The sequence below is a fragment of the Mesorhizobium sp. B2-8-1 genome (genome assembly GCF_006440955.1).
Lineage (GTDB): Bacteria > Pseudomonadota > Alphaproteobacteria > Rhizobiales > Rhizobiaceae > Mesorhizobium.
Genome location: NZ_VFTX01000003.1, coordinates 311,088 through 335,044, shown reverse-complemented (window position 1 = coordinate 335,044; position 23,957 = coordinate 311,088). Strand labels below are relative to the sequence as shown.

19 protein-coding genes and 1 tRNA gene are annotated in these 23,957 nt (G+C 64.1%); 16 read left to right on the top strand and 4 right to left on the bottom strand.

Annotation, left to right across the window (positions count from 1 at the left end):
* Window positions 1–79 precede the first annotated feature (79 nt).
* Together FJ428_RS09995 and FJ428_RS09990 are read right to left on the bottom strand one after the other, a co-directional pair.
* Window positions 80–1,720, bottom strand: a complete 1,641-nt coding sequence (locus FJ428_RS09995) for an ABC transporter substrate-binding protein (RefSeq protein ID WP_140879367.1) — start codon at window positions 1,718–1,720, stop codon at window positions 80–82.
* A 244-nt stretch (window positions 1,721–1,964) separates the two neighbouring features.
* Entirely contained in the window at window positions 1,965–2,771 is an 807-nt protein-coding gene (locus FJ428_RS09990; protein ID WP_140524368.1) for an undecaprenyl-diphosphate phosphatase, read from the bottom strand.
* A 317-nt stretch (window positions 2,772–3,088) separates the two neighbouring features.
* On the opposite strand from FJ428_RS09990, the gene FJ428_RS09985 reads away from it, so the two are divergent.
* The 11 genes from FJ428_RS09985 (at window position 3,089) to FJ428_RS09930 (ending at window position 16,801) form a co-directional block, all read left to right on the top strand.
* Complete coding sequence (locus FJ428_RS09985) at window positions 3,089–3,781, top strand: glutathione S-transferase family protein (protein WP_140491712.1); 693 nt, start codon at window positions 3,089–3,091, stop codon at window positions 3,779–3,781.
* On the top strand, window positions 3,762–4,916 hold the full coding sequence (gene queG, locus FJ428_RS09980) for a tRNA epoxyqueuosine(34) reductase QueG (RefSeq protein WP_140879366.1): 1,155 nt from the start codon (window positions 3,762–3,764) through the stop codon (window positions 4,914–4,916). The genes FJ428_RS09985 and queG overlap by 20 nt, the downstream gene beginning before the upstream one ends.
* The gene (locus FJ428_RS09975) at window positions 4,913–5,815 is read left to right on the top strand and encodes an SDR family oxidoreductase (RefSeq protein WP_140879365.1); all 903 of its coding nucleotides are present in this window, start codon (window positions 4,913–4,915) and stop codon (window positions 5,813–5,815) included. Before queG ends, FJ428_RS09975 begins: the two co-directional genes overlap by 4 nt.
* 156 nt (window positions 5,816–5,971) lie before the next feature.
* Window positions 5,972–7,057 carry a penicillin-insensitive murein endopeptidase gene (gene mepA, locus FJ428_RS09970; protein WP_140879364.1) on the top strand — a complete coding sequence of 362 codons (1,086 nt, stop codon included), beginning with the start codon at window positions 5,972–5,974 and terminating at the stop codon, window positions 7,055–7,057.
* Window positions 7,058–7,125: 68 nt separating this feature from the next.
* Entirely contained in the window at window positions 7,126–7,716 is a 591-nt protein-coding gene (locus FJ428_RS09965; protein WP_140524360.1) for a cation transporter, read from the top strand.
* A 133-nt stretch (window positions 7,717–7,849) separates the two neighbouring features.
* Window positions 7,850–8,875 carry a glucokinase gene (locus FJ428_RS09960; protein ID WP_140625274.1) on the top strand — a complete coding sequence of 342 codons (1,026 nt, stop codon included), beginning with the start codon at window positions 7,850–7,852 and terminating at the stop codon, window positions 8,873–8,875.
* 160 nt (window positions 8,876–9,035) lie between these two features.
* Window positions 9,036–10,907 (top strand): ABC transporter ATP-binding protein, encoded by a 1,872-nt coding sequence (locus FJ428_RS09955; protein WP_140563776.1) that lies wholly within the window; start codon window positions 9,036–9,038, stop codon window positions 10,905–10,907.
* Window positions 10,904–11,746, top strand: coding sequence for a 4-hydroxy-tetrahydrodipicolinate reductase (dapB, locus tag FJ428_RS09950; RefSeq protein WP_140554689.1), 843 nt, complete (start codon window positions 10,904–10,906; stop codon window positions 11,744–11,746). Before FJ428_RS09955 ends, dapB begins: the two co-directional genes overlap by 4 nt.
* A 93-nt stretch (window positions 11,747–11,839) precedes the next feature.
* Entirely contained in the window at window positions 11,840–12,460 is a 621-nt protein-coding gene (locus FJ428_RS09945) for a 2,3-bisphosphoglycerate-dependent phosphoglycerate mutase (protein ID WP_140879363.1), read from the top strand.
* A gap of 285 nt (window positions 12,461–12,745) precedes the next feature.
* Window positions 12,746–12,830 (top strand) — tRNA-Leu (locus tag FJ428_RS09935).
* Window positions 12,831–13,429: 599 nt separating this feature from the next.
* On the top strand, window positions 13,430–16,801 hold the full coding sequence (locus FJ428_RS09930; RefSeq protein WP_140879362.1) for a hypothetical protein: 3,372 nt from the start codon (window positions 13,430–13,432) through the stop codon (window positions 16,799–16,801).
* A 218-nt stretch (window positions 16,802–17,019) separates the two neighbouring features.
* Here the strand turns inward: FJ428_RS09930 and FJ428_RS09925 are convergent, their stop codons facing one another.
* Entirely contained in the window at window positions 17,020–17,196 is a 177-nt protein-coding gene (locus FJ428_RS09925) for a hypothetical protein (protein ID WP_181165187.1), read from the bottom strand.
* A 97-nt stretch (window positions 17,197–17,293) separates the two neighbouring features.
* Window positions 17,294–19,378 (bottom strand): transcriptional regulator, encoded by a 2,085-nt coding sequence (locus FJ428_RS09920; protein ID WP_140514440.1) that lies wholly within the window; start codon window positions 19,376–19,378, stop codon window positions 17,294–17,296.
* Between the two features lie 230 nt (window positions 19,379–19,608).
* On the opposite strand from FJ428_RS09920, the gene FJ428_RS09915 reads away from it, so the two are divergent.
* The 5 genes from FJ428_RS09915 to FJ428_RS09895 all read left to right on the top strand — a co-directional run bounded on the left by FJ428_RS09915 (window position 19,609) and on the right by FJ428_RS09895 (window position 23,820).
* Window positions 19,609–20,697, top strand: coding sequence for a pyridoxal-phosphate dependent enzyme (locus FJ428_RS09915; RefSeq protein ID WP_140685309.1), 1,089 nt, complete (start codon window positions 19,609–19,611; stop codon window positions 20,695–20,697).
* Between the two features lie 12 nt (window positions 20,698–20,709).
* Window positions 20,710–22,194, top strand: coding sequence for an aspartate aminotransferase family protein (locus FJ428_RS09910; RefSeq protein ID WP_140879361.1), 1,485 nt, complete (start codon window positions 20,710–20,712; stop codon window positions 22,192–22,194).
* Window positions 22,195–22,242: 48 nt separating this feature from the next.
* Entirely contained in the window at window positions 22,243–22,599 is a 357-nt protein-coding gene (locus FJ428_RS09905; protein WP_140524348.1) for a hypothetical protein, read from the top strand.
* Between the two features lie 115 nt (window positions 22,600–22,714).
* Window positions 22,715–23,086, top strand: coding sequence for a hypothetical protein (locus FJ428_RS09900; protein ID WP_140559118.1), 372 nt, complete (start codon window positions 22,715–22,717; stop codon window positions 23,084–23,086).
* Window positions 23,087–23,193: 107 nt separating this feature from the next.
* A complete protein-coding gene (locus tag FJ428_RS09895) occupies window positions 23,194–23,820 on the top strand; it encodes a CDGSH iron-sulfur domain-containing protein (protein ID WP_140879360.1) in 627 nt (208 codons plus the stop codon).
* Window positions 23,821–23,957 lie beyond the last annotated feature (137 nt).

The window sequence follows — 23,957 nt, the reverse complement described above, 5'->3', positions numbered from 1 at the left end:
AGATGCTGATGGGGCGGCAGGATGGCGCTGGTTCCTCGCCCCACGCAGTGGGGGCGAGGAAATCAGGTCGGCGCTGGCCTCACACCTCCAGCCACACCTTCTCAAAATGCTGCTCCAGCGCCTGATGCTGCTCGCAGCCTTCGACGCCCTTGCGGTAGGTGCGGTAGACCGAGCGCCAGTAGGGCTGGATGATGATGCCGGAGTCGCGCAAATTCTTTTCGATGCCGGCCATGATCTCCTTGCGCTGGGCGGCGTCGGGGGTGGCAAGCGCCTTGTCTAGCAGTTCGTCGAACTCCTTGTTGGCGTAGGCGCTTTCGTTCCAGGCGGCGCCCGATTTATAGGCCAGCGCCAGCACCTGGACGCCGAGCGGGCGTCCGAGCCACTCGGTGCAGGAGAAGGGATATTTGCTCCAGTCGTTCCAGAAGGTGGCGGCGGGCAGCACGGTGCGCTTGATCTTGAGGCCGGCCTCGCGCATCTGCGCCGCTATGGCGTCGCCGGTGCTCTTCTGCCATTCGACGTCGACCGAGATGAGGTCGTATTCATGGTCGGCCTTGCCGGACTCGGCCAGCAGCTTCTTCGAGGCGTCCACGTCGCGCTTGGCCGGGCCGATATCGGCATATTCGGGATGCATGGGGCCGACATGGTGGTTGTCGGCGGGCTTGCCGCGGCCGCCGAGGCCGAGCGCCAGGACGGCCGAGTTGTCGACGGCGAGCTGGGCGGCGCGGCGCATCTTGATGTCGTCATAGGGCGCGTTGGCGACGTTGAAGCGGGCGACGATGGTGGAGCCGGTGGCGATCTCGGAATTCTTCAGGCCCATCTGCTCGGTCTGCGAGACGGCATCGGAGGCGGTCTCGTGGTCGGTGTCGATCTCGCCGGATTCGAACGCCGACAGCATGGCGTTGGGGTCGGAGCCGTAATCGATCCACTGAATCCCATCCAGGTGGAATTCGCCCTTCCACCACGGCTTGTCCTTGCGCTTCACCTCGGCTCCCGTCTCGGCATCCCACTTCACCAGCTCGCAAGGGCCGGTGGTGATCGAAAGTGCCTTCAGCGGATCGCCGTCGCCATCATAGGAGCGGTGCATGATCAAAGCGGGATAGTCGGCCATGCCGGCGATCAGCGAAATGTCGGGCTTGGGCAGGTTGAGCTTGATGGTGTGGTCGTCGACCTTCTCGATGCCGCCATCGACCACCTTCTTGGTGTCGGCATTGACCAGCGCGCCCATGCGCGCGGCGACCGAATTGCCGGCAACGCCGGCCTCGCACCAGCGGGTGAGGTTGTGGACGACATCGTCGGCGTTGAAGGCATCGCCGTTCGACCAGGTGATGCCCTTGCGCACATGCAAGGTGAGCGTCTTGGCGTCGTCGCTCATCTCCCATTTTTCGAGCAGCCAGGGCTCGAACGAGAAATCGGTGTTCCAGCGCACGAGATATTCGTTGCAGTGGCGCGCGACGTTGGACATTTCGACGCCGTCGAAGGTGCGCGGGTCCTTGAAACCCTTGACGTTCATGGCGACGCGCAGCACGCCGCCCTTCTTGGGCTCCGCCGCGCGGGCGGGCGTGGGCGCCAGCCCGCCCAGGGCAAAAGCGCCGGCGGCGCTGACGCCGAGCCCGGCCATCAGCGCAAAATATTCGCGACGGTTGATGGCGCCGCTCCTGAAATCCTCGGCGACGGGTTTGGCCCGCGGGTGCAGTTTCCTGTCGGTCAGCATGAATTTCATCGTCGTTCCCTCTCATTGGGCGCCCGGCCGACCGCGTGCGCGGGGGCGAATGCGGCTCGCCGGACGCCACTGCCTGAGGGATGATAGGGCGAGCTTACGCAGCGGAGTGTTCTGGAATCCGCAGGACTTGTGCGCTGCTCCGCAGGAGGTTCGCATGAAGGGGGCCCGCGAAGGCCTTCACCTTCGTCATCCACGGGCCTGCGCGGCGTCGCTGCGCTCCTTGCTTCGCCCGTGGATGACGAGGTCACCCCCAGATCATCAGCGCGGCCAGCCCGACGATGCCGACCACCAGCCGCCACCAGCCGAACAGCGCATAGCCTTTGCGCGAGACGTAATCGAGCAGCAGGCGCACCACCAGCAGCGCGGTGACGAAGGCGGCGACGAAGCCGACGGCGATGATCGGCAGGTCGGCCGACGTCAGCACGTTGCGGTTCTTGAACAGGTCGAAGGCGAAGGCGCCGACCATGGTGGGGATGGCGAGGAAGAAGGAAAATTCCGCCGCCGCCCGCTTGTCGACGCCAAGCAGCAGCGCGCCGACGATGGTCGAGCCCGAGCGCGAGGTGCCGGGGATCAGCGACAGGCACTGGAACAGCCCGATCTGCAGGTAAAGCCGCGTCGGGAAGCGTTCGACGTCGCGGTACATAGGCTTCAGCTTCATGCGGTCGACGGCGAGCAGCACCACGCCGCCGATGATCAGCATGATGCAGATCAGCCGCGGCGATTCGAACAGGATGGTCTTGATGAAATCATGCGCCAGCGCGCCGATGATGGCCGCCGGCAGGAAGGCGATGAGGATGCCGATGACGAAATGCCGCGTCAGCCGGTCATGCGGCAGGTCGAGCAGCATCTGCCACAACCGCCGGAAATAGACGCTCAGAATGGCCAGGATGGCGCCGAGCTGGATCAGGATCTCGAAGGCCTTGCCCGTCGAGTGGAAGCCGAGAAAGTGGCCGGCGAGCAGGATATGCCCGGTCGAGGACACCGGAATGAACTCGGTCAATCCCTCCAGCAGACCGAGCAGCAGGGCTTCGACGATTGTCTGGCTTTCCATTGGCTACCTCGGCATTCGCTGGATGGGCTGACAGGGCTTGCTTGTCATGGCGCCGAACTCCCCCTATAGGTCGCAACACCCTGACGGCCCGCTTACCGGGCGGCCAAGACTTACCGGTGCGCCCGGCGATTCGCCAGTGTGGCAATCCGGAATTCGCCACACCCGGGAGGAGCGCGATGCGCGAATTCCGGATTCTGAGCCACACTGCCAACTTTAGTTCTGGTGTGGTTTGGATTTGAAGTTCCTGAACGCGGATGCCGTTGAGGGGACAGGAACTTCAAATCCAAACCACCAGTGCGCTTTATCATCGCGGAACCATGCTGACGCTTTTCCATCATCCCATGTTCGCCTCCTGCCGGTTCGTGCGCCTCGCTTTCGGCGAGTATGGCGAGGAGCTGGCGCTGATCGAGGAGAAGCCGTGGACGCGGCGCAAGGAGTTCTTGGCGCTGAACCCGGCCGGCACGCTGCCGATCCTTTTGGCCGAGGGCGACGTGCCGATCGTCGGCGCCACGGTCATCTCGGAATATCTCGACGAGACGCGCGGCGTCCTGAAGCGCGACAAGCGCCTGTTCGCCGAGGACCCGATGCAGCGCGCCGAGATCCGCCGGCTCACCGACTGGTATCTCCACAAGGCCGAGAGCGAGGTCACCCGGCATCTGGTGCGCGAGCGCGTGCTGAAGCCGGTCATGCCGGAAACCGCCGGCGGCGGCTCGCCCGATTCGGCCGCCATCCGCGCGGCGCGGGCCAACATCCGCCAGCACATGAAATACACCAACTGGCTCGCCGGCACCCGCCACTGGCTGGCCGGCTCGAGGGTCACCTATGCCGATCTCGCCGCCGCCGCCACCCTTTCGGTGCTCGACTATCTCGGCGAGATCGACTGGCGCGAGCACACCGCCGCGCGCGAATGGTACACGCGGGTCAAGTCGCGGCCTTCGTTCCGGCCGCTGTTGACCGACCGGGTGCGCGGCCTGTCGCCGGTGTCGCATTATGCGGACCTCGACTTCTGACGCCGCAAAACTGCGCGCGCTGATCGACGCGCAGGCGCGGCGCGCCGGTTTCGAGGCGGTCGCCGTCACCACCCCCGATGCGATCCCGCTGGCGCCGGCCCGGCTCGCTGCCTTCGTCGCGGAGGGGTTCCACGGCTCCATGGGCTGGATCGCCGAGACGCTGCAACGCCGCAGCGAGCCGTCAAGCCTGTGGCCGCAGGTGCGTTCGATCGTCGTGCTGGCGATGAATTACGGGCCGGACCACGATCCGCGCGACCTGTTGGCCAGGCGCGACCGGGGCGCGATCTCGGTCTACGCGCAAAACCGCGACTATCATGACGTGATGAAGGGCCGGCTGAAGGAAATCGCCGGCAAGATCGTCGCGCGGGCGGGAGGTGACGTCAAAGTCTTCGTCGATACGGCCCCCGTCATGGAAAAGCCGCTGGCCGAGGCCGCCGGGCTCGGCTGGCAAGGCAAGCACACCAACCTGGTCAGCCGGCAGCACGGGTCCTGGCTGTTCCTCGGCACGATTTTCACAACGGCCGAACTGGTTCCCGACATGCCGGAGGAGGACCATTGCGGCTCCTGCCGCGCCTGCCTCGACGCCTGCCCGACCGGCGCCTTCCCGGCGCCCTACCGGCTCGATGCGCGGCGCTGCATCTCCTATCTCACCATCGAGAACAAGGAGCCGATCCCGCATGAATTCCGCGAGGCGATCGGCAACCGCATCTATGGCTGCGACGACTGTCTCGCCGCCTGCCCATGGAACAAGTTCGCCAAGGTGGCGTCCGAGGCCAAGCTCGCCGCGCGCGACGATCTACGCGAGCCGGCGCTGGCCGATCTCCTGCGGCTGGACGACACGGCGTTTCGCGCCTTCTTTTCCGGTTCGCCGGTCAAGCGCATCGGCCGCGACCGCTTTGTCCGCAACGTGCTGATCGCCGCCGGCAATTCCCGCGATGCCGGGCTTGCCGGCGCCGTGCGCGCCTTGCTGGCAGACGCCTCGCCGCTGGTGCGGGGCGCGGCAATATGGGCGCTGGCGCGGCTGGTGCCCGAAGCCGAATATTGCGAACGCGCCGCGACCGGCCTGAAAACCGAGAGCGACGCGGCCGTGCGCGAGGAATGGGCGCGGCCGGTTCCAGCCAGGGCGCCTGCATGAGCGAAAAGCGGATATTCATCTTCGGCGCCGGCTATTCGGGCAAGGCTTTTGCGCGCGCCAACCGGGAGCCTGCCAGGACGGTCGGCGGCACGACGCGCTCCGCGGAGAAATTCGAGGCGCTCCGCCAGGCCGGCATCGCGCCGCTGCTGTTCGATGGCGCGCTGACCGGCGAAATCGGCGCCGCGCTGGCGACAACAACCCATCTGGTGATCTCGATCGCGCCCGAGGAGGCCGGCGATCCCGTGCTGAATGCCGCCCGCGAGGCGATCGTGCGGATGCCTGCGCTCGAATGGATCGGCTATCTCTCCACCGTCGGCGTGTATGGCGACCATGGCGGCGCCTGGGTCGACGAGACGGCGCAATGCCGGCCGGTGTCGAAACGCTCGGCGATGCGCGTGGCGGCCGAGCAGGACTGGCTGCGGCTTGGCCGCGAGATCGGCCGGCCGGTGGCGGTGCTGCGGCTCTCCGGCATCTACGGTCCCGGCCGCAACGCCTTGGTCAATCTGGAAAACGCCACCGCGCGGCGGCTGGTCAAGCCCGGCCAGGTGTTCAACCGCATCCATTGCGACGACATAGCCGGCGCGCTGTGGCATCTCATCGGGGATAATACAGGCGGCATCTTCAACGTCACCGACGATGAGCCCGCGCCGCCGCAGGACGTCGTGGGCTACGCCGCCGCGCTGATGGGCATCACGCCGCCGCCCGAAATTCCCTTCGAGGCCGCCCAACTTTCGCCCATGGCGCGGTCCTTCTATGGCGAGAACAAGCGCGTCGCCAACGCGGCGCTCAAGGCGGCGGGCTACCGGTTCCGCTTCCCGGGCTACCGCGCCGCCTTCGACCATATGTGGGCAAGCGGCGACTGGCGCGACGGCGCGCCGCGCAGCCCGATGAAGCGCTGACGCATGCCGGGAAGCACGTGACACGGTTCGGTCGGAATGCCTCGGAAAAGAAAACAGGGCGGTTGACCGGTTTGTGAAAAACGGAACCGCTCCGGCGATCGAAGCAACGTCCATTGCGTGCTATGATTCGGGCTTGGGTTTGCGGCGGGGGGGTTCATGGAGACAGCGATGCGGCTCGGCAAGCGTTCACAGCTGGCGGCGGCTTTTGGCCTGCTCGCCCTCACAAGTCTCGCCGTGCGGCCGGCAATGGCCGAGGAACGGGCAAAGGACCTGTTCGGCGCGATGAAACTGCCGGCTGCGACCGCCCCGCAATCCTTCGGCTTCTACTCCAAGGGCTGCTTTGCCGGCGGCGTCGCCATCCCCATGGACGGCCCGACCTGGCAGGTGATGCGGCCGTCGCGCAATCGCCGCTGGGGCCATCCGGCGATGATCGCGCTGGTCGAGAAACTGTCGCGCGATGCCGTCGCCGACGGCTGGCCGGGCCTTTTGATCGGCGACATTTCGCAGCCGCGCGGCGGCCCGATGCTGACCGGCCATGCCTCGCACCAGATCGGGCTCGATGCCGACATCTGGCTGACGCCGATGCCCAGCCGTCCGCTGTCGATGGCGCGGCGCGAGACGATGAGCGCCACCTTGATGGTCGACGAAAGGACGCATCTGGTGAAGGACGCGCTGTGGACGCCAGCGCATACGCGGCTTTTGAAGCGCGCGGCGAGCTATCCCGAGGTCGAGCGCATCCTGGTCAATCCCGGCATCAAGAAGAAGCTCTGCGACACCGTCAGGGGCGACCGCTCCTGGCTGCGCAAGATCAGGCCGTTCTGGGGCCACGACTATCATTTCCACATGCGCATCGGCTGCCAGCCGGGCTCGCCCAACTGCAAGGCGCAGGAAGCGACCCCGGCCGACGACGGCTGCGGCAAGCCGCTGGCCTGGTGGTTCACGCAGGAACCGTGGCGGCCCAACAAGAACCCGGATGCGCCCAAGGCGCGCGACCTGATGACCATGGCGAACCTGCCGAGAGAATGCCGCGCCGTGCTCGACGCGCCCGGGCCGGCTTCGGTCGAGGCCGCCACCTATCACGGCGGCGCCGTACCGGTCGCGGTCGCCGCGCCCGAACCCGAAGCGCCGTCGCTGCCCGCCACCGCGGCCAGCGGCACGGCCGGCCTGCCAGGCATGGTGAACGCCTTCACCGCGACGCCCGAGATCGGCGTACCGGTGCCGCGGCCACGGCCGGGAAACTGACCGCGTCAGTTGACGCCCCGGCGCTTCGCCGCCGTTCATTCGTTACCCCGCGAGCAGGAGGGCCGGCATTGCAAACGCAGGATATAGGCCTTCGCCGCGTCGTCCGGTGGGTGGCCCTTCTGAACCTGGGCTACTTCATCGTCGAGTTCGCCGTGGCATCCGCGATCGGCTCCGTGTCGCTGTTCGCGGACAGTGTCGATTTCCTGGAAGATGCCTCGCTCAATTTGCTTATTCTCGTTGCCCTGGGCTGGGGCGCACGCAGCCGCGCAAGGGTCGGCATGGCTCTGGCGGCGATTCTTCTGGTGCCTGCCTTGGCAACGCTCTGGACGGCTTGGGTGAAGTTCAACCTGCCGGTCGCGCCGTCGCCGCTGCCGCTGTCGCTTGCGGGCGCCGGGGCTTTGGCCGTGAACCTGTCTTGCGCGTTCATGCTGGCGCGCTTCCGCCATCACGGCGGCAGCCTGACAAAGGCCGCGTTCCTCTCCGCGCGAAACGACGCCTTTGCCAACGTCGCCATAATCGCCGCGGGCCTTCTCACCGCCGTGATCTGGCATTCTGCGTGGCCCGACCTGATTGTCGGCCTGGGAATTGCCGCCATGAACGCCGATGCGGCCCGCGAGGTCTGGTCCGCTGCCCGCGAGGAGCACAAGGCGGCAGCCTAGTCGCGGCCGTTCGACTTCATAAATCGGTCGTGCGCACCATCGGTTTCGAAAACCGTTTCCCTTTTCAAACTCATGCGCTAGTCAACGGGAGAACGGCAATGGGCCGTCGGGCGCCGGGGACGGACGAGAAAGCATGCCAAACACAGGCGACGACGACACGGCGCTGCGGTTCCCGATCCTGATCGGCGACATCGGCGGCACCAATGCGCGCTTCTCGGTCGTGCTCGACGCCAATTCGGAAGCCGGCGAGCCGGCGATCGTCCAGACCGCCAGCTACAACACAATCGACGAGGCGATCCAAGCGGCGGTGCTCGACCGCTCCTCGGTCCGCCCCAATTCGGCGGTGCTGGCGGTGGCCGGCCCGGTCGACGGCGACGAGATCGAGCTCACCAATTGCCCGTGGATCGTCAAGCCCCGGCAGATGTTCGCCAGCCTCGGCCTCAGCGACATCGTCGTGCTCAACGATTTCGAGGCGCAGGCGCTGGCCGTCGTGGCGCTCGGCGAAGAGCACATGGAAAAGATCGGCGGCGGCACGCCGGAGCCCAATGCAGGCCGCGTGGTGCTCGGTCCCGGAACCGGGCTCGGCGTCGCCGGGCTGGTGCACGCGCTGCGCCACTGGATCCCGGTGCCCGGCGAGGGCGGCCACATGGACATCGGCCCGCGTTCTAGCAGGGATTTCGAGGTCTTCCCGCATATCGAGAAGATCGAGGGCCGCATTTCGGGCGAGCAGATCCTGTGCGGACGCGGCCTGGTCAACGTCTACCGGGCGGTGGCCAAGGCGGACGGCAAACCGTCGCCCTTCACCACGCCGGCCGAAATAACCGCAGCGGCACTTGCCAGGACCGATCCGGTCGCGCAGGAAGCGCTGGAGATCTTCGTCACCTGTCTTGGGCGCACCGCCGGCGATCTCGCCTTGGTGTTCATGAGCCGTGGCGGCGTCTTTCTCACCGGCGGCATCGCGCAGAAGATCGTGCCGGCGCTGAAACAGGGCAATTTCCGCGCCGCCTTCGAGGACAAGGCCCCGCACAGCGAACTGATGCGCACCATGCCCGTCTATGTCATCACCCATCCGCTGGCGGCACTTCTGGGCCTCGCCGCCTATGCCAGGAACCCTTCGCTGTTCGGCGTGCAGACCGCGGGCCGCCGCTGGCAGGCCTAGGGGGGGTCGCATGACGGACCAGGCGTCCGTCCGGTCCCCGCGACGAAGTTAATCAGCCGCGGGCATAGGCAAGCCGGCCGCTTGGCGCTAAGAGGGGCGCCAGAAGGGATGCTGTGTGCAGCCCGGTCTTGCCAAGCGGAAACCACGAAGCGCTCCCGATTTGACACTCCAAGCTCCACATAAGCAGAAAGCCACTCCCGGCGAGGTCTGGGCGGTGCTGCGCCGTATCATCGCCGAGAACGGCCGCGACTACCTTTGGTCCTACATCTTTGCCGGCGCCTGCCTGCTGGCGGTATCCGCCACGACCGCTTTCACCGCCTGGATCATGAGCCCTGTCGTCAACCAGATCTTCTACGAGCGGCGCGGCGATCTGATCGTGTGGATTTGCGCCGGCGTCATGGGCGCCTTTCTCGTGCGCGGTTTCGCCGGCTACGGCCAGGCGGTGACGCTGGCGACCGTCGGCAACAATCTGGTTGCGCGCTACCAGCGCCGCATCTTCGATCACCTGATGAAGCTCGGCGTCGGTTTCTTCAACGACACGAGATCGGGCCGGCTGGCGGCGCAGGTCAACGAGAACGTCAACGGCATTCGCGACCTGCTGTCGATGACGCTGACGTCGATCGCGCGCGACGGGGTGACGCTGTTCGGGCTGCTCGGCGTCATGATCTACCAGGATCCGGTCCTGTCGCTCAGCTCGCTGGTGATCGGGCCGCCGCTCATCTACACCGTTGTCTATCTGATGCGCCGGGTGCGCCGCATCACCCGCGAATCGGTGCAGATCAACTCGCGGCTGATCGGCGCCATGCAGGAAGCCACGCAAGGCATCGCCATCGTCAAGGCCTTCACCATGGAGGACGAGCTGTCGCGGCGCATCAGCCAGCTCGCCAACAGCGCCGAGCACCGCGGCAACAAGATCGCCCGGGTTTCGGAACGGCTGTCGCCGATTTCCGACATGCTGGCCGGTCTCGCCGTCACCGGCGTCATCGCCTACTCCGGCTATCGTGCGCTCGTCCTCGGGCAGCCGCCGGGCGCCGTCTTCTCCTTTATCACCGCGCTGATGCTGGCCTACGACCCGGCAAGGCGGCTGGCGCGCATGCAGGTCGGCATGGAGCGCGCGTTGGTCAATGCGCGCATGATCTACGAAATCCTCGATCTCGAGCCGCAGCAGGGCGACGCGCCGGGAGCCGCCGAGGCGAATTTCACCACGGGCGAAGTGCGCTTCAACAATGTGAGCTTCCGCTATGTCGAGGAGGCACCGGTCCTGCAGGACCTCAGCTTCGTCGCCGCCGCCGGCAAGATGACCGCCATCGTCGGCGCCTCCGGCGCCGGCAAGACGACGCTGGTGGCCCTGCTCCAGCGTTTCTACGACGTCGAGGCGGGTACGATCGAGATCGACGGCCAGGACATTTCGAAAATCACCAAGCAGTCGCTGCGCAGCTCCATCGCCTATGTTTCGCAGCAGCCCTATCTGTTCGAAGGCACCATCCGCGACAACATCCGCTATGGCCGGCTCTCCGCCACCGACGCCGAGATCGAGCAGGCCGCGCGACTGGCCCAGGCCGACGGCTTCATCCGCCAGCAGCCGCTCGGCTACGACACGCCCGTCGGCGAAAACGGCGCGTCGCTGTCGGGTGGCCAGCGCCAGCGTGTGTCGATCGCCCGCGCCATCGTCCGCCAGGCGCCGATCCTGCTGCTCGACGAGGCGACCTCGGCGCTCGACAATGAGGCGGAAGCCAAGGTCCAGGAAGCGCTGACCCACGTCATGGAGGGGCGCACCACCATCGTGATCGCCCACCGGCTGTCGACGGTGGTCAATGCCGACCACATCATCGTGCTGGAACAGGGTCATCTGGTCGAACAGGGCACCCATGCCTCGCTGATGGCCGACCCGCACAGCGTCTATTCCCGCTTCCACCGGGTGCAGGGCAGGAAGGGCCTGGGGCTTGTCGATGACGGCGCGCCGATCCAAACTCCGGCGCCAGGGCCGACGCAACCTATCGAGACGCAGGGCATCGCCGGGAGCGCGAGATGAGTGAAACGCCGACAGCCGACAGACCCGCGGGCGATATGGGCCTGGTGGTGGTGGGCGCCGCCGGCCGCATGGGCCAGACGCTGATCCGCGCCATCCACACAATGCCGGGCGCACGCGTCGCCGGCGCGATCGAGCGGCAAGGATCGCCCTATCTCGGCAAGGATGCGGGCGAGCTTGCCGGCATCGGCATCATCAATGTGCCGATATCGGACGATCCGCTGCCGGCCTTCGCCGGGGCGGACGGCGTGCTCGATTTCACCGCCCCGGCTGCGACCGTCGAATTCGCCGGCTATGCGGCGCAGGCGCGCATCGTCCATGTCATCGGCACGACCGGCTGCTCGGTCGACGACAATGCCAGGATCGCCGCCGCGGCGCGCCATGCGACGATCGTCAAGTCGGGCAATATGAGCCTCGGCGTCAATCTCCTGGCGGTGCTGGTCGAACAGGCCGCGCGCGCCCTCGACGCCGGGGATTTCGACATCGAGATCCTCGAAATGCATCACAGGCACAAGGTCGACGCGCCGTCCGGCACCGCTCTGCTGCTGGGCGAAGCCGCCGCCGCGGGGCGTGGCGTGCCGCTTGCCGGCAACGATGTGCGCGTCCGCGACGGCCACACCGGCGTGCGCAAGCCGGGCTCGATAGGCTTCGCAACCCTGCGCGGCGGCTCGGTGGTCGGCGACCACAGCGTGATCCTGGCCGGCACCGGCGAACGTATCACGCTCGCCCACCATGCCGAGGACCGCACCATCTTCGCCCGCGGCGCCGTCAAGGCAGCCCTGTGGGCGCATGGCAGGAAGCCCGGCCTTTACTCGATGCGGGACGTGCTCGGGCTTGCCTGAAACGACCCCGGACCATCTTCATCCACATGCAATTCCGGACAGAAAACCGCTTCCCACTTCTGCTGGAATTGCTCAGATCCCATAGGAGCAAAAATGTCGAGAACCCTCGTGCTCGTGCGCCATGGCCAGAGCGAATGGAATTTGAAGAACCTGTTCACCGGCTGGCGCGACGTCGACCTGACCGAACAGGGCCACGCCGAGGCCAAGGCAGCCGGCCGGAAGCTCAAGTCACGCGGCCTGAAGTTTGACATCGCCTTCACCTCGGCGCTGGTCCGGGCGCAAAAAACCTGCCAGCACATTCTTGACGCCGTCGGCCAGAGCGACCTGGAAACCGTCCGCGACCAGGCGCTGAACGAGCGCGACTATGGCGACCTCTCCGGCCTCAACAAGGACGACGCGCGCAAGAAATGGGGCGAGGAGCAGGTGCATGTCTGGCGCCGCTCCTACGACGTGCCGCCCCCCGGTGGCGAAAGCCTGAAGGACACCGGCGCCCGCGTCTGGCCTTATTACCTGCACGACCTCCAGCCGCATGTGCTGCGCGGCGGCACGGTCCTGGTCGCCGCCCACGGAAATTCGCTGCGCGCGCTGATTATGGCGCTGGACGGCAAGTCGGGCGAGGAGATCGTCAAGCTGGAGCTCGGCACCGGCGTGCCGGTCATCTACACGCTCAATGCCGATTCCACCGTGGCGTCAAAGGAAGTGCTGGAGGGCTGACCGGCAAGCGTCCCGGTCACCAAATTGTCAAAGTCGGCGCCGTCCCTCATTGTCCTGCCGGACATTTCTCCCCGTATAGTGACGGGGAGAAAGGGCTGGCCGCAACGCTGGTGATTGGCGAAACCGTTGATGAAAGCGCCCCTCTCCCCGTCACTATACGGGGAGAGGATGCCGGCAGGCAGGTGAGGGGCGGCGCCAACGCCCGAAACTGAGCCGGCGCGCGGCAGCCCTCGAAAAAAAACCGCGTTGACACACACCGCTTGCCCGCTTATTGAGCCCGCACCAGCCCAGATGGCGGAATTGGTAGACGCGCACGGTTCAGGTCCGTGTTCCGCAAGGAGTGGAGGTTCGAGTCCTCTTCTGGGCACCAAATTCCCGTTTCGAACCGTTCGACGGTTCAGAGACTCTAAGGAAAAGCCCGGCTCGTCCGGGCTTTTTTCGTACCGCCGATTCGTCGGGCCGCCTGGTTGTCCACCACCCAGGTATAATCCGATATCTGCTACGGGTATGTTGTGCTTACTTTCATAGGTAAAGTGTCGGCATGAGCAGTTATCTCAACGTAAGCGCAGACGATGTCCAAAATCTTTCAGACTCCGACCTTCGCGAGCTCGTTGCTCGCCTTGCACAAGCGGACGTGAGGTCAGCGGGATTCTCAACCAATGCCGTGACATGGGGCGGCGACCAGCGTGCCGAAGACGGTGGTATCGACGTACGAGTTGCCCTTGGAGCTCTAGAGAAAATCTCCGGAAACATACCCGCGTCTCAGACAGGTTTTCAGGTCAAGACTGAAAATTTTGCGAGCGCCGATATCGTCGAGGAAATGATGCCAAGGGGGGCAATTCGGCCATCTATTTCGGAACTCGCGGTAAGGAAAGGGGCCTACGTAATAGTTTCCTCGAAATCGTCAGTCGCGGATAGCGCACCAAGCGCAGATTGGCGACAATGAATAAATGTCTGTCGGAAGCTGGATTGGCAGGTAAAGTAACAGTCGAGTTTTATGATCGCAGACGAATTGCCACCTGGATTGAAAAATATCCTTCACTTGTTGCGTGGGTGCGTGAACTCTGCGGGCGCAGCGCGCAGGGATGGCAATCCTTTGGCGCTTGGGCTCATCGTGAGACCGATGTGAACGCAACATATATGCTCGATGAAAAGGCCAAGGTGCTTGTCCCGGACGCAAGCGATGGCATCACGGTTGCCGCCGCAATCGATCGCATCCGGTGCGATCTCAACAAGGAAAGGGCGTCCGTTCGTATCACCGGATTATCCGGTGTAGGCAAGACCCGCCTTGTGCAAGCTCTTTTCGACGAAAGGCTGATTACGTCAAGCCCGCCCCTCAACCGGAACGAGGTCCTGTATACGGACCTTTCCGACGATCCGCGCCCAGTTCCAATACACCTAGTGGAAGCGCTGCACGCTAGAGAGGACCGTGGCCTGCTAGTCGTCGACAATTGCGGCTTCGATCTTCATCAACGCCTTACCGAGAAAGTACAGCAGCCAAACAGCGTGCTCTCGCTCGTGACTGTTGAATACGATCTTCGAGAACATATTCCGGAGGGTACGAGTTCCTATCGGCTAGAGCCGTGCTCTGATGAGTTGATAAGGCAGTTGGTCAGCAACAGGTATCCGAACCTGACACGCCAAGACGTCGAAACGATCTCGGATTTTTCAGGGGGGAATGTTCGTGTCGCCTTTGCTCTCGCGGAAACGTCATCCATTGGGGGGCAACTGTCGAAGCCTGAAGACGAGCAACTTTTTATCCGCCTCTTCCAACAAACGAAGGCCGAAGACAACGAATTGCTCAGGGCCGCAGAGGTCTGTTCGATGCTCTATTCGTTCGAAGGGGAGCTGGAGGGGGGAGACGATGCAGAGCTACCTATGCTGGCGGCCCTTGCTGGAACGTCCTTTAACCGGCTGTATGCTCATGTTGAGGAGCTGAGAAGGCGCGGGTTAGTTCAGCAGCGAGGCCGATGGCGGGCCGTGCTTCCACCAGCGATTGCCAATCGCCTCGCGCAAAGGGCATTTCAGAACTTCCCCATTCAAACGCTCCAAAGAACTTTTGTCGACAAGGCGAGCAAAAGAATAGCTCGATCGTTCTCTAGGAGGCTGGGGTATCTGCACGACGAAAAGGTGGCCATAACGATAGCATCCGAGTGGCTAGGCCGAGATGGCTTGCTTGGAAAGCCTGACACACTGAACGAATTGGGCCAAGAGATGTTCGGGAACATCGCTGCGGTCGATCCGAGCGCAGCAGTAGCCGCAATTGCTCAAGCTACAGAAAATCCCGATTTTCTTTCTACTAGAAATGCTGCGCGTTCAAAATTTGTTCGAGTGCTCAAGTCAGCCGCCTATGAGCCCCATCTTTTCGAAAAGTGTGTTGCCACATTAATGCTATTCGCGAAAGCGGAGGGGCCAGGATACAATCAGAACTCTGCCAACCAGGCGGTTAAATCGCTGTTTTACGTTCAGTTTTCAGGAACGGAAACTCCTCATCAAGCGCGGGCAGCGCTGGTCCGACGCTATCTCTCGTCAGAGGAGATCAGTGAGCGTGAATTTGGGCTTACGTTTCTCGGCGCAGCCCTCAAGACCTCAAACTTCATGCCCTCACAGACGTTCGATTTCGGCGCTCGCACTAGGAGCTATGGCTGGCACCCGAGAACCAAGGACGATGTGCAAAAGTGGTTCTCGGGTTTCGTTGAGATAGCTATGGAGTTTGGAATTGCGAGGACCATTGTTGGTGCAAAGGTAAGATCGACATTCGCCGACAAATTTCTGGGGCTTTGGTCGCGCACCAGTCTATCAGAAAAGCTTGAAGTCGCGGCCAATGTTTTCTTCTCGATTGACGGATGGCCTGAGGGCTGGCGTGCTGTGAAAACAACCATCCGTAAGGGGGCGAGTGGAAAGGCGTCCGAACGCTTGCTTGTGCTTGAGACTGCGTTAGCACCAATCGACCTTGTGACGGAAATACGAGCGAAAGTACTGACGGGGGGCCAATTTCTGGTGGATGATCTAGCGCCGGGCAGTGATTTGACTCCCTCAGAGCAATATCGGTCCTGGTCGGAAACTATGCGCCAACTCGGACAACGGGCAGGGGCAGACCGAGATGCACTTTCAGAGTTGGCCTCAGACCTGACCATTAACTTTCAGGGGGACGGTTGGAGCTTTGGTGTGGGTGTGGGAGAGACAATTAGTGATCCCGTTTCTTACTTGGAGGAAATCAAACAAGCGATTTGCCGCTCCGGTTCTCGTGATCTGAATTTTGGGTTCATACGTCCCTTTCTACATGGCGCCGGAAAAACGCACGCCTCGGCCATTTCCAAATTTATGGATGTGGCCGTGAGCGACGTACTCTGGGGTCCGTACTTTCCAACACTGCAGACAAGTGTCGAGCTGAATGAAGACGCCGTCGAACGACTGATCTTATCCGCCGATTTGGCATTAACCGCTACCTTTCGCTTTGATAGTTTGGGCGGAGGGATGGTCACGGAGACACTATCCGCAGAGCAAATTTGTCGCCTAGTTCTTGCGATTTCCGCAGCCAGAGATGGTCAAAAATATGCAGCGCATGTTCTCGCAATGGTCATTCATCTTGCCGACGACAAGTCCGAAGATTACAGACGGGAACTTCGGAATACTTGCAGGCGATTCCTTTGCAGTCTCGACTTAGATCAAGACATACGAGACGACCATTATTTCGAAACGGTTTGCAGCTTTGCCTTCGAAGGGGGCGATGCTGAAGCAGACGCTTTGGAAATAGTGCGTAAACTTCAAAGAAAGATCAGTCGACATGAATATTATCGTCTACCTGGTCTTCTAAATCCTATGTTCAAGCATCATGCGCCTGCACTTCTAGACGAGATATTCAAACCAGACAATGATGGTGGATATCGAACCGCTGGCGCCATTATCAGCGCGACTGCTTGGGATTATCATCAGCGGCCGATAAATTCTGCGCCACCTGAAGCCGTAGTTCTTTGGTGCTCGGCGGATTTCGCTACCCGTGGTCCTTTTATTGCACATCATTGCGTCGTTTTTGATCATGATCGGGATGAAAATACAAAGGGTTGGTCCCCGCTAGCCTTGTCATTGATAGATTGTGCAGAAGACCGGTTAAGGATATTTCACATCTTTGTAGATCGGATAGAGCCAACAAGTTGGTCAGGGTCACGTGCAGCGCTCGTCAGATCTCGTGCCGCCCTGCTCGATCAACTTCATGGGAGGCATAAAGACATACCTCTTGATGAAATCAACGAAGCAAAAGCCCGCCTGGAGCAACAAGCAGCCGAATATCAGAGATATGAACGGCAACAGTATCGTGATTGGGACGAACGTTTTGAGTAGCCGCACACGAAACTGCGATCAGGGCTTTCAAATTCCCTTCGAACCGCTCGGTCTGATTCAGAGATCCAAGAAGAACCTCCCCTTCCGGTCAGTCCCCGAAACAAACCACTTCAACCCTGGCGGCCGCTTCGCTGCGGTCCAGCCATGGCCCCTTCCGGCAGCCCGACCATCTGCCGAAGGCCAGAGGTTCTTAAAGGGCTGAAAGGCTGCCGAACCGTTTATCGCACGGAGCCTGTCACCGTCCGGTCGACGGCGGGAACGGATTTGCGGTCGTTGCCGGCAAGTGCGGCGATGATCAGCAGGCTGGCGACGACCGGGACGAACAGGACCGCCACGCGGGCTTGTACGTAAAGAATGGCGCGCCATTCATTGCGCTTGTCAGGGCTGTCGCTCATCATACACTCTCTGTCATGCCCCTCCCGGGCGCTGACATAGCGACGAACGGTTAAACAACCCCTTCCGAAATCGTTAATCGGCGGGAATTGCGCGGGTTCAGTTCAATCCGATCCGCTTTGCGCCTTGCCGGAACAATGCCTCCGCGTCCGCCTCGAAACGGAACGTGCCGATGAAATCGTCGGCGCGGTAGTCCGGCAGCGCCTTGCGGAGGGCGGCGGCGAAATTGCGTGCCTCGTCGAGCCGCCCGGCCAGCGCCAGGCAGTGTGCTGCTATCGCCAGGATGATGGCGTGGGCATTGGGCCGCGCCGCCGCCTTCAGCGCCCATTCTGCCGCTTCCTCGAACTGGCCGAGCCGCACATGCGACATGGCGCGCGCGCCCAGCATGCCGAACAGCAGCGGGTCGAAAGGGCTGAGATGGCGCGAATGGTCGGAGGAGCCGATCGCCGACTGCGGATCGCCTGACTGCGAGTGGACGAAGGACAGCGCATAGTGGCCGAGCGCGAAATTGGGGCTGAGCTCCACTGCCCGTTCCAATTCGAAGAGCGACCCGTCCTGTTCGCCGCGCAGCCACAGCGCCCGGCCCATCGCCCAGTGCGCGGCAGGGTTCTGTTCGTCAACCAGGAGACTGTGCCCCGCTGTCTCGTAGGCTAGCGCGCTTTCGTGGTCGCGGTCGCCCCAGCGCTGGAAAGCGCTTTGCCAATGGGTGAAGGACAGGCCGGCATGGGCGCGGGCGAAGGTCGGGTCGAGCGCCGTCGCCACGCTGAAGAAATGCTGCGCCAACTCGTTTTCCGGCTGGGTGAAGCGATACATGTGCCAGAGGCCGCGGTGATAGGCCTCCCAGGCGTTGAGCGAGTTGGGCGCCTTCAGCATGGCGCGGTTGCGCTCGACCGTCTCGATCTCGGCCGAGATAGACGAGACGATCGCGTTGCCGATATCGTCGAGCACGCCGAAGAGGTCGTCGGCCCGGCGCTCGAAGCTCTCGGCCCAGACGATCCTGGCCGTGCGAACCTCGATGAGCTCGACGGCGATGATGACGCGGCCGGCCACGGTGCCCACCGTGCCGGTGGCGACATAGTCCACATTCAGCTGCCGCCCCGCTTCCTGCGGCGCGATGTTTTTCTCGGCGAGCGCGAAGACCGAGCCGCGCGCGATGACGAAGAAATCCCTGAGCTTGGCCAGACGCGTGATGATGTCATGGGTCAGGCCGTCGGCGATCCCGCCGCGCGTGCCGCAAGGGCCGGCAGTCTCGACGAACGGCATCACCGCCAGCGAGGCGTGGCTGGGCTCCACGCCCACTGGGGCGGGCGACGGCGGCGATGCCGCGATGCCGGCGGGCTGCGCCGCAAGCCGATCTACAGCCGGCCGATCTACCGCCGGCCGATCTATCGACGGCCGATCTTCCGCTGGCCGATCTTCCGCTGGCTTGTCGCGCAGCGCCTGCCAGGCCGCGCGCACCGGTCCGAAGTCCAACCCTTCCGATTGGAACAATTGCGCCGTCGCCGTCAGGTGCTGCTCGGCCGCGCCGATGGCGCCGCGCCCGGCCAGATGCGTGAGCAGCGCCAGATGCGCGCGGCCGTCGAACGGCGCCAGCTCCACCCACCGGTCAAGACCGGCTGCTGCCGCCTCCGAACCGGGCGGAAGCGCCGCGACGAGGTGCTCCAGCACGGCGGCGTGAGACGACTGGAAGCGGCGGCGCTGCGCGATCAGCCAACTCTCGAAAAACGGACTGCGGTCGAGCTCCAGACCGTCGAGAAAGTCGCCGGCGAACAGCTCCGACAGCGATCGCAGGCGCTCCGCGTCGAGCGAGGCGATCCCTTGCGCGGCGGCGGCGCTAACCTCCAGCGCGTCGACGAAACAGCCGTCGAGGCGCAATGCGACCGTGTCGTCCTGTGTCTCGACCCGACGGTGCCCCGGCTCGTCGAGGACGGTGCGAAGCTTGCTGAGGCACCAACGCAACTCGCCCCTGGGGTCGTTCGGAACATCCCACAAGAGCTCGCACAGCCGAGCGCGTCCCACCGGATGCGGCGCCAGCGCCAGATAGGCAAGCAGCGCGCGCAGCTTGCGCGATGCCGGCAATTCGGCCCGCACGCCATCGCGCACGACCGCGAACGGCCCGAGCAGGCGCACGGCAAGAGCGGGCTTGCCGCGATCCAGGCTCGGTCGAGCGGATTCCACGTGCATTTCCACGCTTGCTCCCACGCTTCCTCCCACGTTGGCCGGTCGGCCCTCGTTTATCACCGAACACGGCATGAACGCACCCGGTTGCGAGTTGCGCGCCGGGATGCGGGCAGCCGCATTGCCGGCACGTCGAGCGACCCTAGCGCGGCAAGGTCTCGAAACCTCGCCGCCCAAGCCGCCGGTTTGTAACCGGCCCGTGACCGCAAGGTACCAACACAGACGAGGAGACAGATATGTTGCAGCAAGCAAGAATCAGAACCACGGCCGGCCGCGGCCGCCTGTTCGACAGCATTTTGGACACGGTCGGCGACACGCCGGTCATCCGCATCAACAATCTTGGCCCGGCCCACGCGACGATCTACGTCAAGGCCGAGTTCTTCAACCCGGCTGCCTCGGTGAAGGACCGGCTGGCGCTCAACATCATCGAGGAGGGCGAGCGCAGCGGCGCGTTGAAGCCGGGCCAGACCATCGTCGAGGCGACCAGCGGCAACACCGGCATCGGGCTCGCCATGGTCTGCGCGCAGAAAGCCTATCCGCTGGTCGTCACCATGGCCGACAGTTTTTCCGTCGAGCGCCGCAAGCTGATGCGCATGCTGGGTGCCAAGGTGGTGCTGACGCCGCGCGCCGAAAAGGGGTTCGGCATGTACAAGAAGGCCGTGGAGCTGGCCGAGGCCAATGGCTGGTTCCTGGCGCGACAGTTCGAAACCAGGGCCAACGCCGCCATCCACGAGGCGACGACGGCGCGCGAGATCATCAATGATTTCGCCGGCTCGCGGCTCGATTGCTTCGTCACCGGCTACGGCACTGGCGGCACCGTGGTCGGCGTGGCGCGCGTGCTGCGCCGTGAGCGGCCGGATGTCCGTATCATCCTGTCCGAGCCGGCCAACGCCCAGCTCATCGGCAGCGGCAAGGCGCAGCAGCGCGGCGCCGACGGGGCGCCCGCCGCCAGCCATCCGGCCTTCGAGCCGCATCCGATCCAGGGCTGGACGCCTGATTTCATCCCCAACGTGCTGCAGGAAGCGGTCGATGCCGGCCTCTATGACGAGGTGATGCCGATTGCCGGGCCCGAGGGCATCAAATGGGCCAAGGCGCTGGCGCAGAAGGAAGGCATCTTCACCGGCATTTCCGGCGGCGCCACCTTCGCCGTGGCGCGGCAGGTCGCCGAGGAGGCGCCGGCCGGATCGGTGATCCTGTGCATGCTGCCCGACACCGGCGAACGCTACATGACGACGCCGCTGTTCGACGGCATCGATGCCGAGATGGACGCCGACGAGACGGCGCTGTCGCGCTCGACGCCCGGCTGCCAGTTCCCGGCGACTTGACGGGAGGCTGTCATGGACGTCGCGCAGGAAACCCCTGGCACTGTGGCCGAGGAGACGCTTGACCCCCTGGACTGGGCCGATGTGCAGGCCCTGTCGCACCGGGTCATCGACGATGCCGTCGACTATCTGCGCGACGTGCGCGACCGTCCGGTCTGGCGGGAGGTGCCGGCTGACGTGAGGGAGGTCTTCGCCGCACCCCTGCCGCGAACGCCGGCGCGGCTGGCCGCCGTCTATGGCGAGGTCTCCCGCACCGTGATGTCATACCCGATGGGCAACATCCATCCTCGCTTCTGGGCCTGGTACATGGGCTCGAGCAACTTCACCGGCGCGCTCGGCGATTTCCTGGCGGCGATCCAGGGTTCCAACCTCGGCGGCGGCAACCATGCCGCCGGGCTGATGGACTGCCAGGTCGTCAACTGGTGCAAGCAAATGCTGGGGTTTCCCGTCTCGGCCAGCGGCACGCTGGTCAGCGGCGGTTCGATGGCCAACATGATCGGGCTGACGGTGGCGCGCAACGTCAAGGCCGGCATCGACGTGCGCGAGCATGGCGTTGCCGCCATCGAGAAGCCCCTGCGCTATTATGGCTCGGACCAGCTCCATTCCTGTCACCGCAAAGCCATGGAGGCGCTCGGCCTCGGCAACCGGGCCTTGCGGCGAATACCGACCGATGCCGGGCTGCGCATCGACATCGCTGCCTTGCGGGCGGCAATTGCCGAGGACCGCCAGGCGGGCTTCAAACCGGCCTGCGTCATCGGCAATGCCGGCACGGTCAACACCGGAGCGATCGACGACCTGCGGGCGCTTGCCAAGCTGGCGCATGAGGAAGAGCTCTGGTTCCATGTCGATGGCTGCATCGGCGCCCTGGTCGCCATCGCTCCTCAGAACGCCCATCGCGTCGCCGGCATCGAATGGGCCGATTCGATCGCGCTCGATCCGCACAAATGGCTGCACGCGCCGTTCGAGGCCGGCTGCGCCCTGGTCAGGGACGCCGTCGCGCATCGCCGTACCTTCGCCGTGACGCCCGAATATCTGGAATCGACGCCGCGTGGTCTCGCCTCCGGCGAATGGCTGCACGACTATGGTTTGCAGACGTCGCGCGGCTTTCGCGCGCTCAAAATATGGATGGCGCTGAAGGAGCATGGCGTCGACAAATTCGGCCGCCTGATCGACCAGAACATCGCGCAAGCGGCCTATCTCGCCGGACTGATCGAGGACGAGCCGTCGCTGGTGCTGATGGCGCCGACCACGATCAACATCGTCTGCTTCCGGCATCGGCTTGCCGGGGCGTCCGGCGAGGAGCTTAAGCGGTTCAACACGGAGATCATGCTGCGTTTGCAGGAACAAGGCATTGCGGCACTGTCGGACACGACGGTGCAAGGCCAGCATTGCCTGCGCGTGGCGATCACCAACCACCGGACCCGGCGCGACGATCTTCACCTGCTGGTGCGGGAAACGCTGCGGCTGGGACGCCAGATCGCGGCGGAGGCGGCTTCCTAGTTCGCGGCGGCCATGCGAGTCTGCCGGCATGATTCGAAAGGTCCAATCGTGACGCTCTTTCGCGCGGCCACACTCGCGGCATTGGTTTTCACCACCTCGGCCGGGGCTGCCGACATGGCTTTCTTCGTCAAGAACCAGCGCGGGCAGGCCGTTGCGGTCGAACTGTTCAGCCGCGACCGCGAAACGGTCTGGCCGGGCGACGACAAGGTGTTCCTGATCGATCCCGGCTCACGCAAATCGGTGCCGATTTCGTGCAATGAGGGCGAACGCATCTGCTACGGCGCGTGGGTCAACGGCAATGACGCCATCTCGGCCGGCGTCGGCCCGGACAACGACCGGCCCTGCGACGATTGCTGTTTCATCTGCGTGCACCATTCGACCGAGACCGTCGACCTGGTGGAGTAGCGCCAATCTCCCCAAAATTAGTCCGGGATTGTCGCGGTCGCCCCCTTTAGCGATCGCTCGCCTCGTGCAATGCCCGCAAGGCGGCCGGGTGGGCCGTTTATTTTTGGGGGATATCATGTTCTACGCCTATGCGCGCCGCTCGCTGGCCGCGCTGTCTCTTGCCATACTGCTGGTGCCGTCGGCCCATGCCGGCGACGTCACCTTCGCCATCAAGAACAGCCATCCCAATGCCATGCGCCTCGAGCTCTACAGCCAGGACCGCGACTATGTGTGGCCGGGCAACGGCAAGGATTTCTACCTCGATGACGGCGAGACCAGGCAACTGCCGGTCTCTTGCGACGAGGGCGAATCGATCTGCTACGGCGCCTGGGTCGACGGCGACGAAGGCACCTATTGGGGCGTCGGCCCCGGCGACAAGGAAAAATGCGACGATTGCTGCTATACCTGCAGCGGCGGCGAGACCGAGGAGATCGAACTGGTTCCCTGACCGGCTTGCCAGCTTGACGCTTTTCCTGCCTGGGGCATAGCCTGCAAGAACAGCACCCAAAGCACGCCGCATCCAGGCGGCGTGCGTCAGGCAACAGGAGCAAGGCGATGGCAGGTCCGGTCGAGGGCGAGAAGATAGACGTCGGCTTTGCCGGCCGGCGCTGCATCCATTCGCGCAATTGCGTGCTGGGCGATCCGCATGTCTTCGTGCCGAACGCGCCGGGAGAGTGGATCCATCCCGACGCGGCCACCGTCGAGAAGATCGTCGCCATTGCCGAAAGCTGCCCGTCAGGCGCCATTACCTATGTCAGGAAGGATGGCGGGCCGCAGGAAAGGCCGCCGGTGGTCAACACCGTGCGCATCAGGGAAAATGGCCCGCTGGCCGTCCACGCCGAGATTATGCTCGACGGCGAGACGTTACACCGCGCCACGCTCTGCCGCTGCGGCGCGTCGCAGAACAAGCCGTTCTGCGACGGCAGCCACAACAAATCAGGTTTTGCCGCCACCGGCGAGCCGACGCTGAAGGACACGCCGGCGCTGGAGGCGCGCGACGGGCCACTCAAGGTTACGCCGACGAAAGACGGGCCGCTCAAGCTCGAAGGCAATATGGAAATCGTCACCGGCACCGGCCACACGGTCGACCGCACGCAACGCGCCTTCCTATGCCGCTGCGGCCATTCGGCGAACAAGCCGTATTGCGATGGGTCGCATAAAAAGGTTGGGTTCGTGGGGTAGGTTGACCCTGCCATTGAAGCTGCCAATCTCCCCCCTCGTGGGGGAGATCGAACTCCTCCCGTGGCCCAGCGCTCTCAGCTTTATCGTCCGGCCGCTATAGGTTAAGGGCGAGAAGCATTCCTATCTGCTCGGGCCAT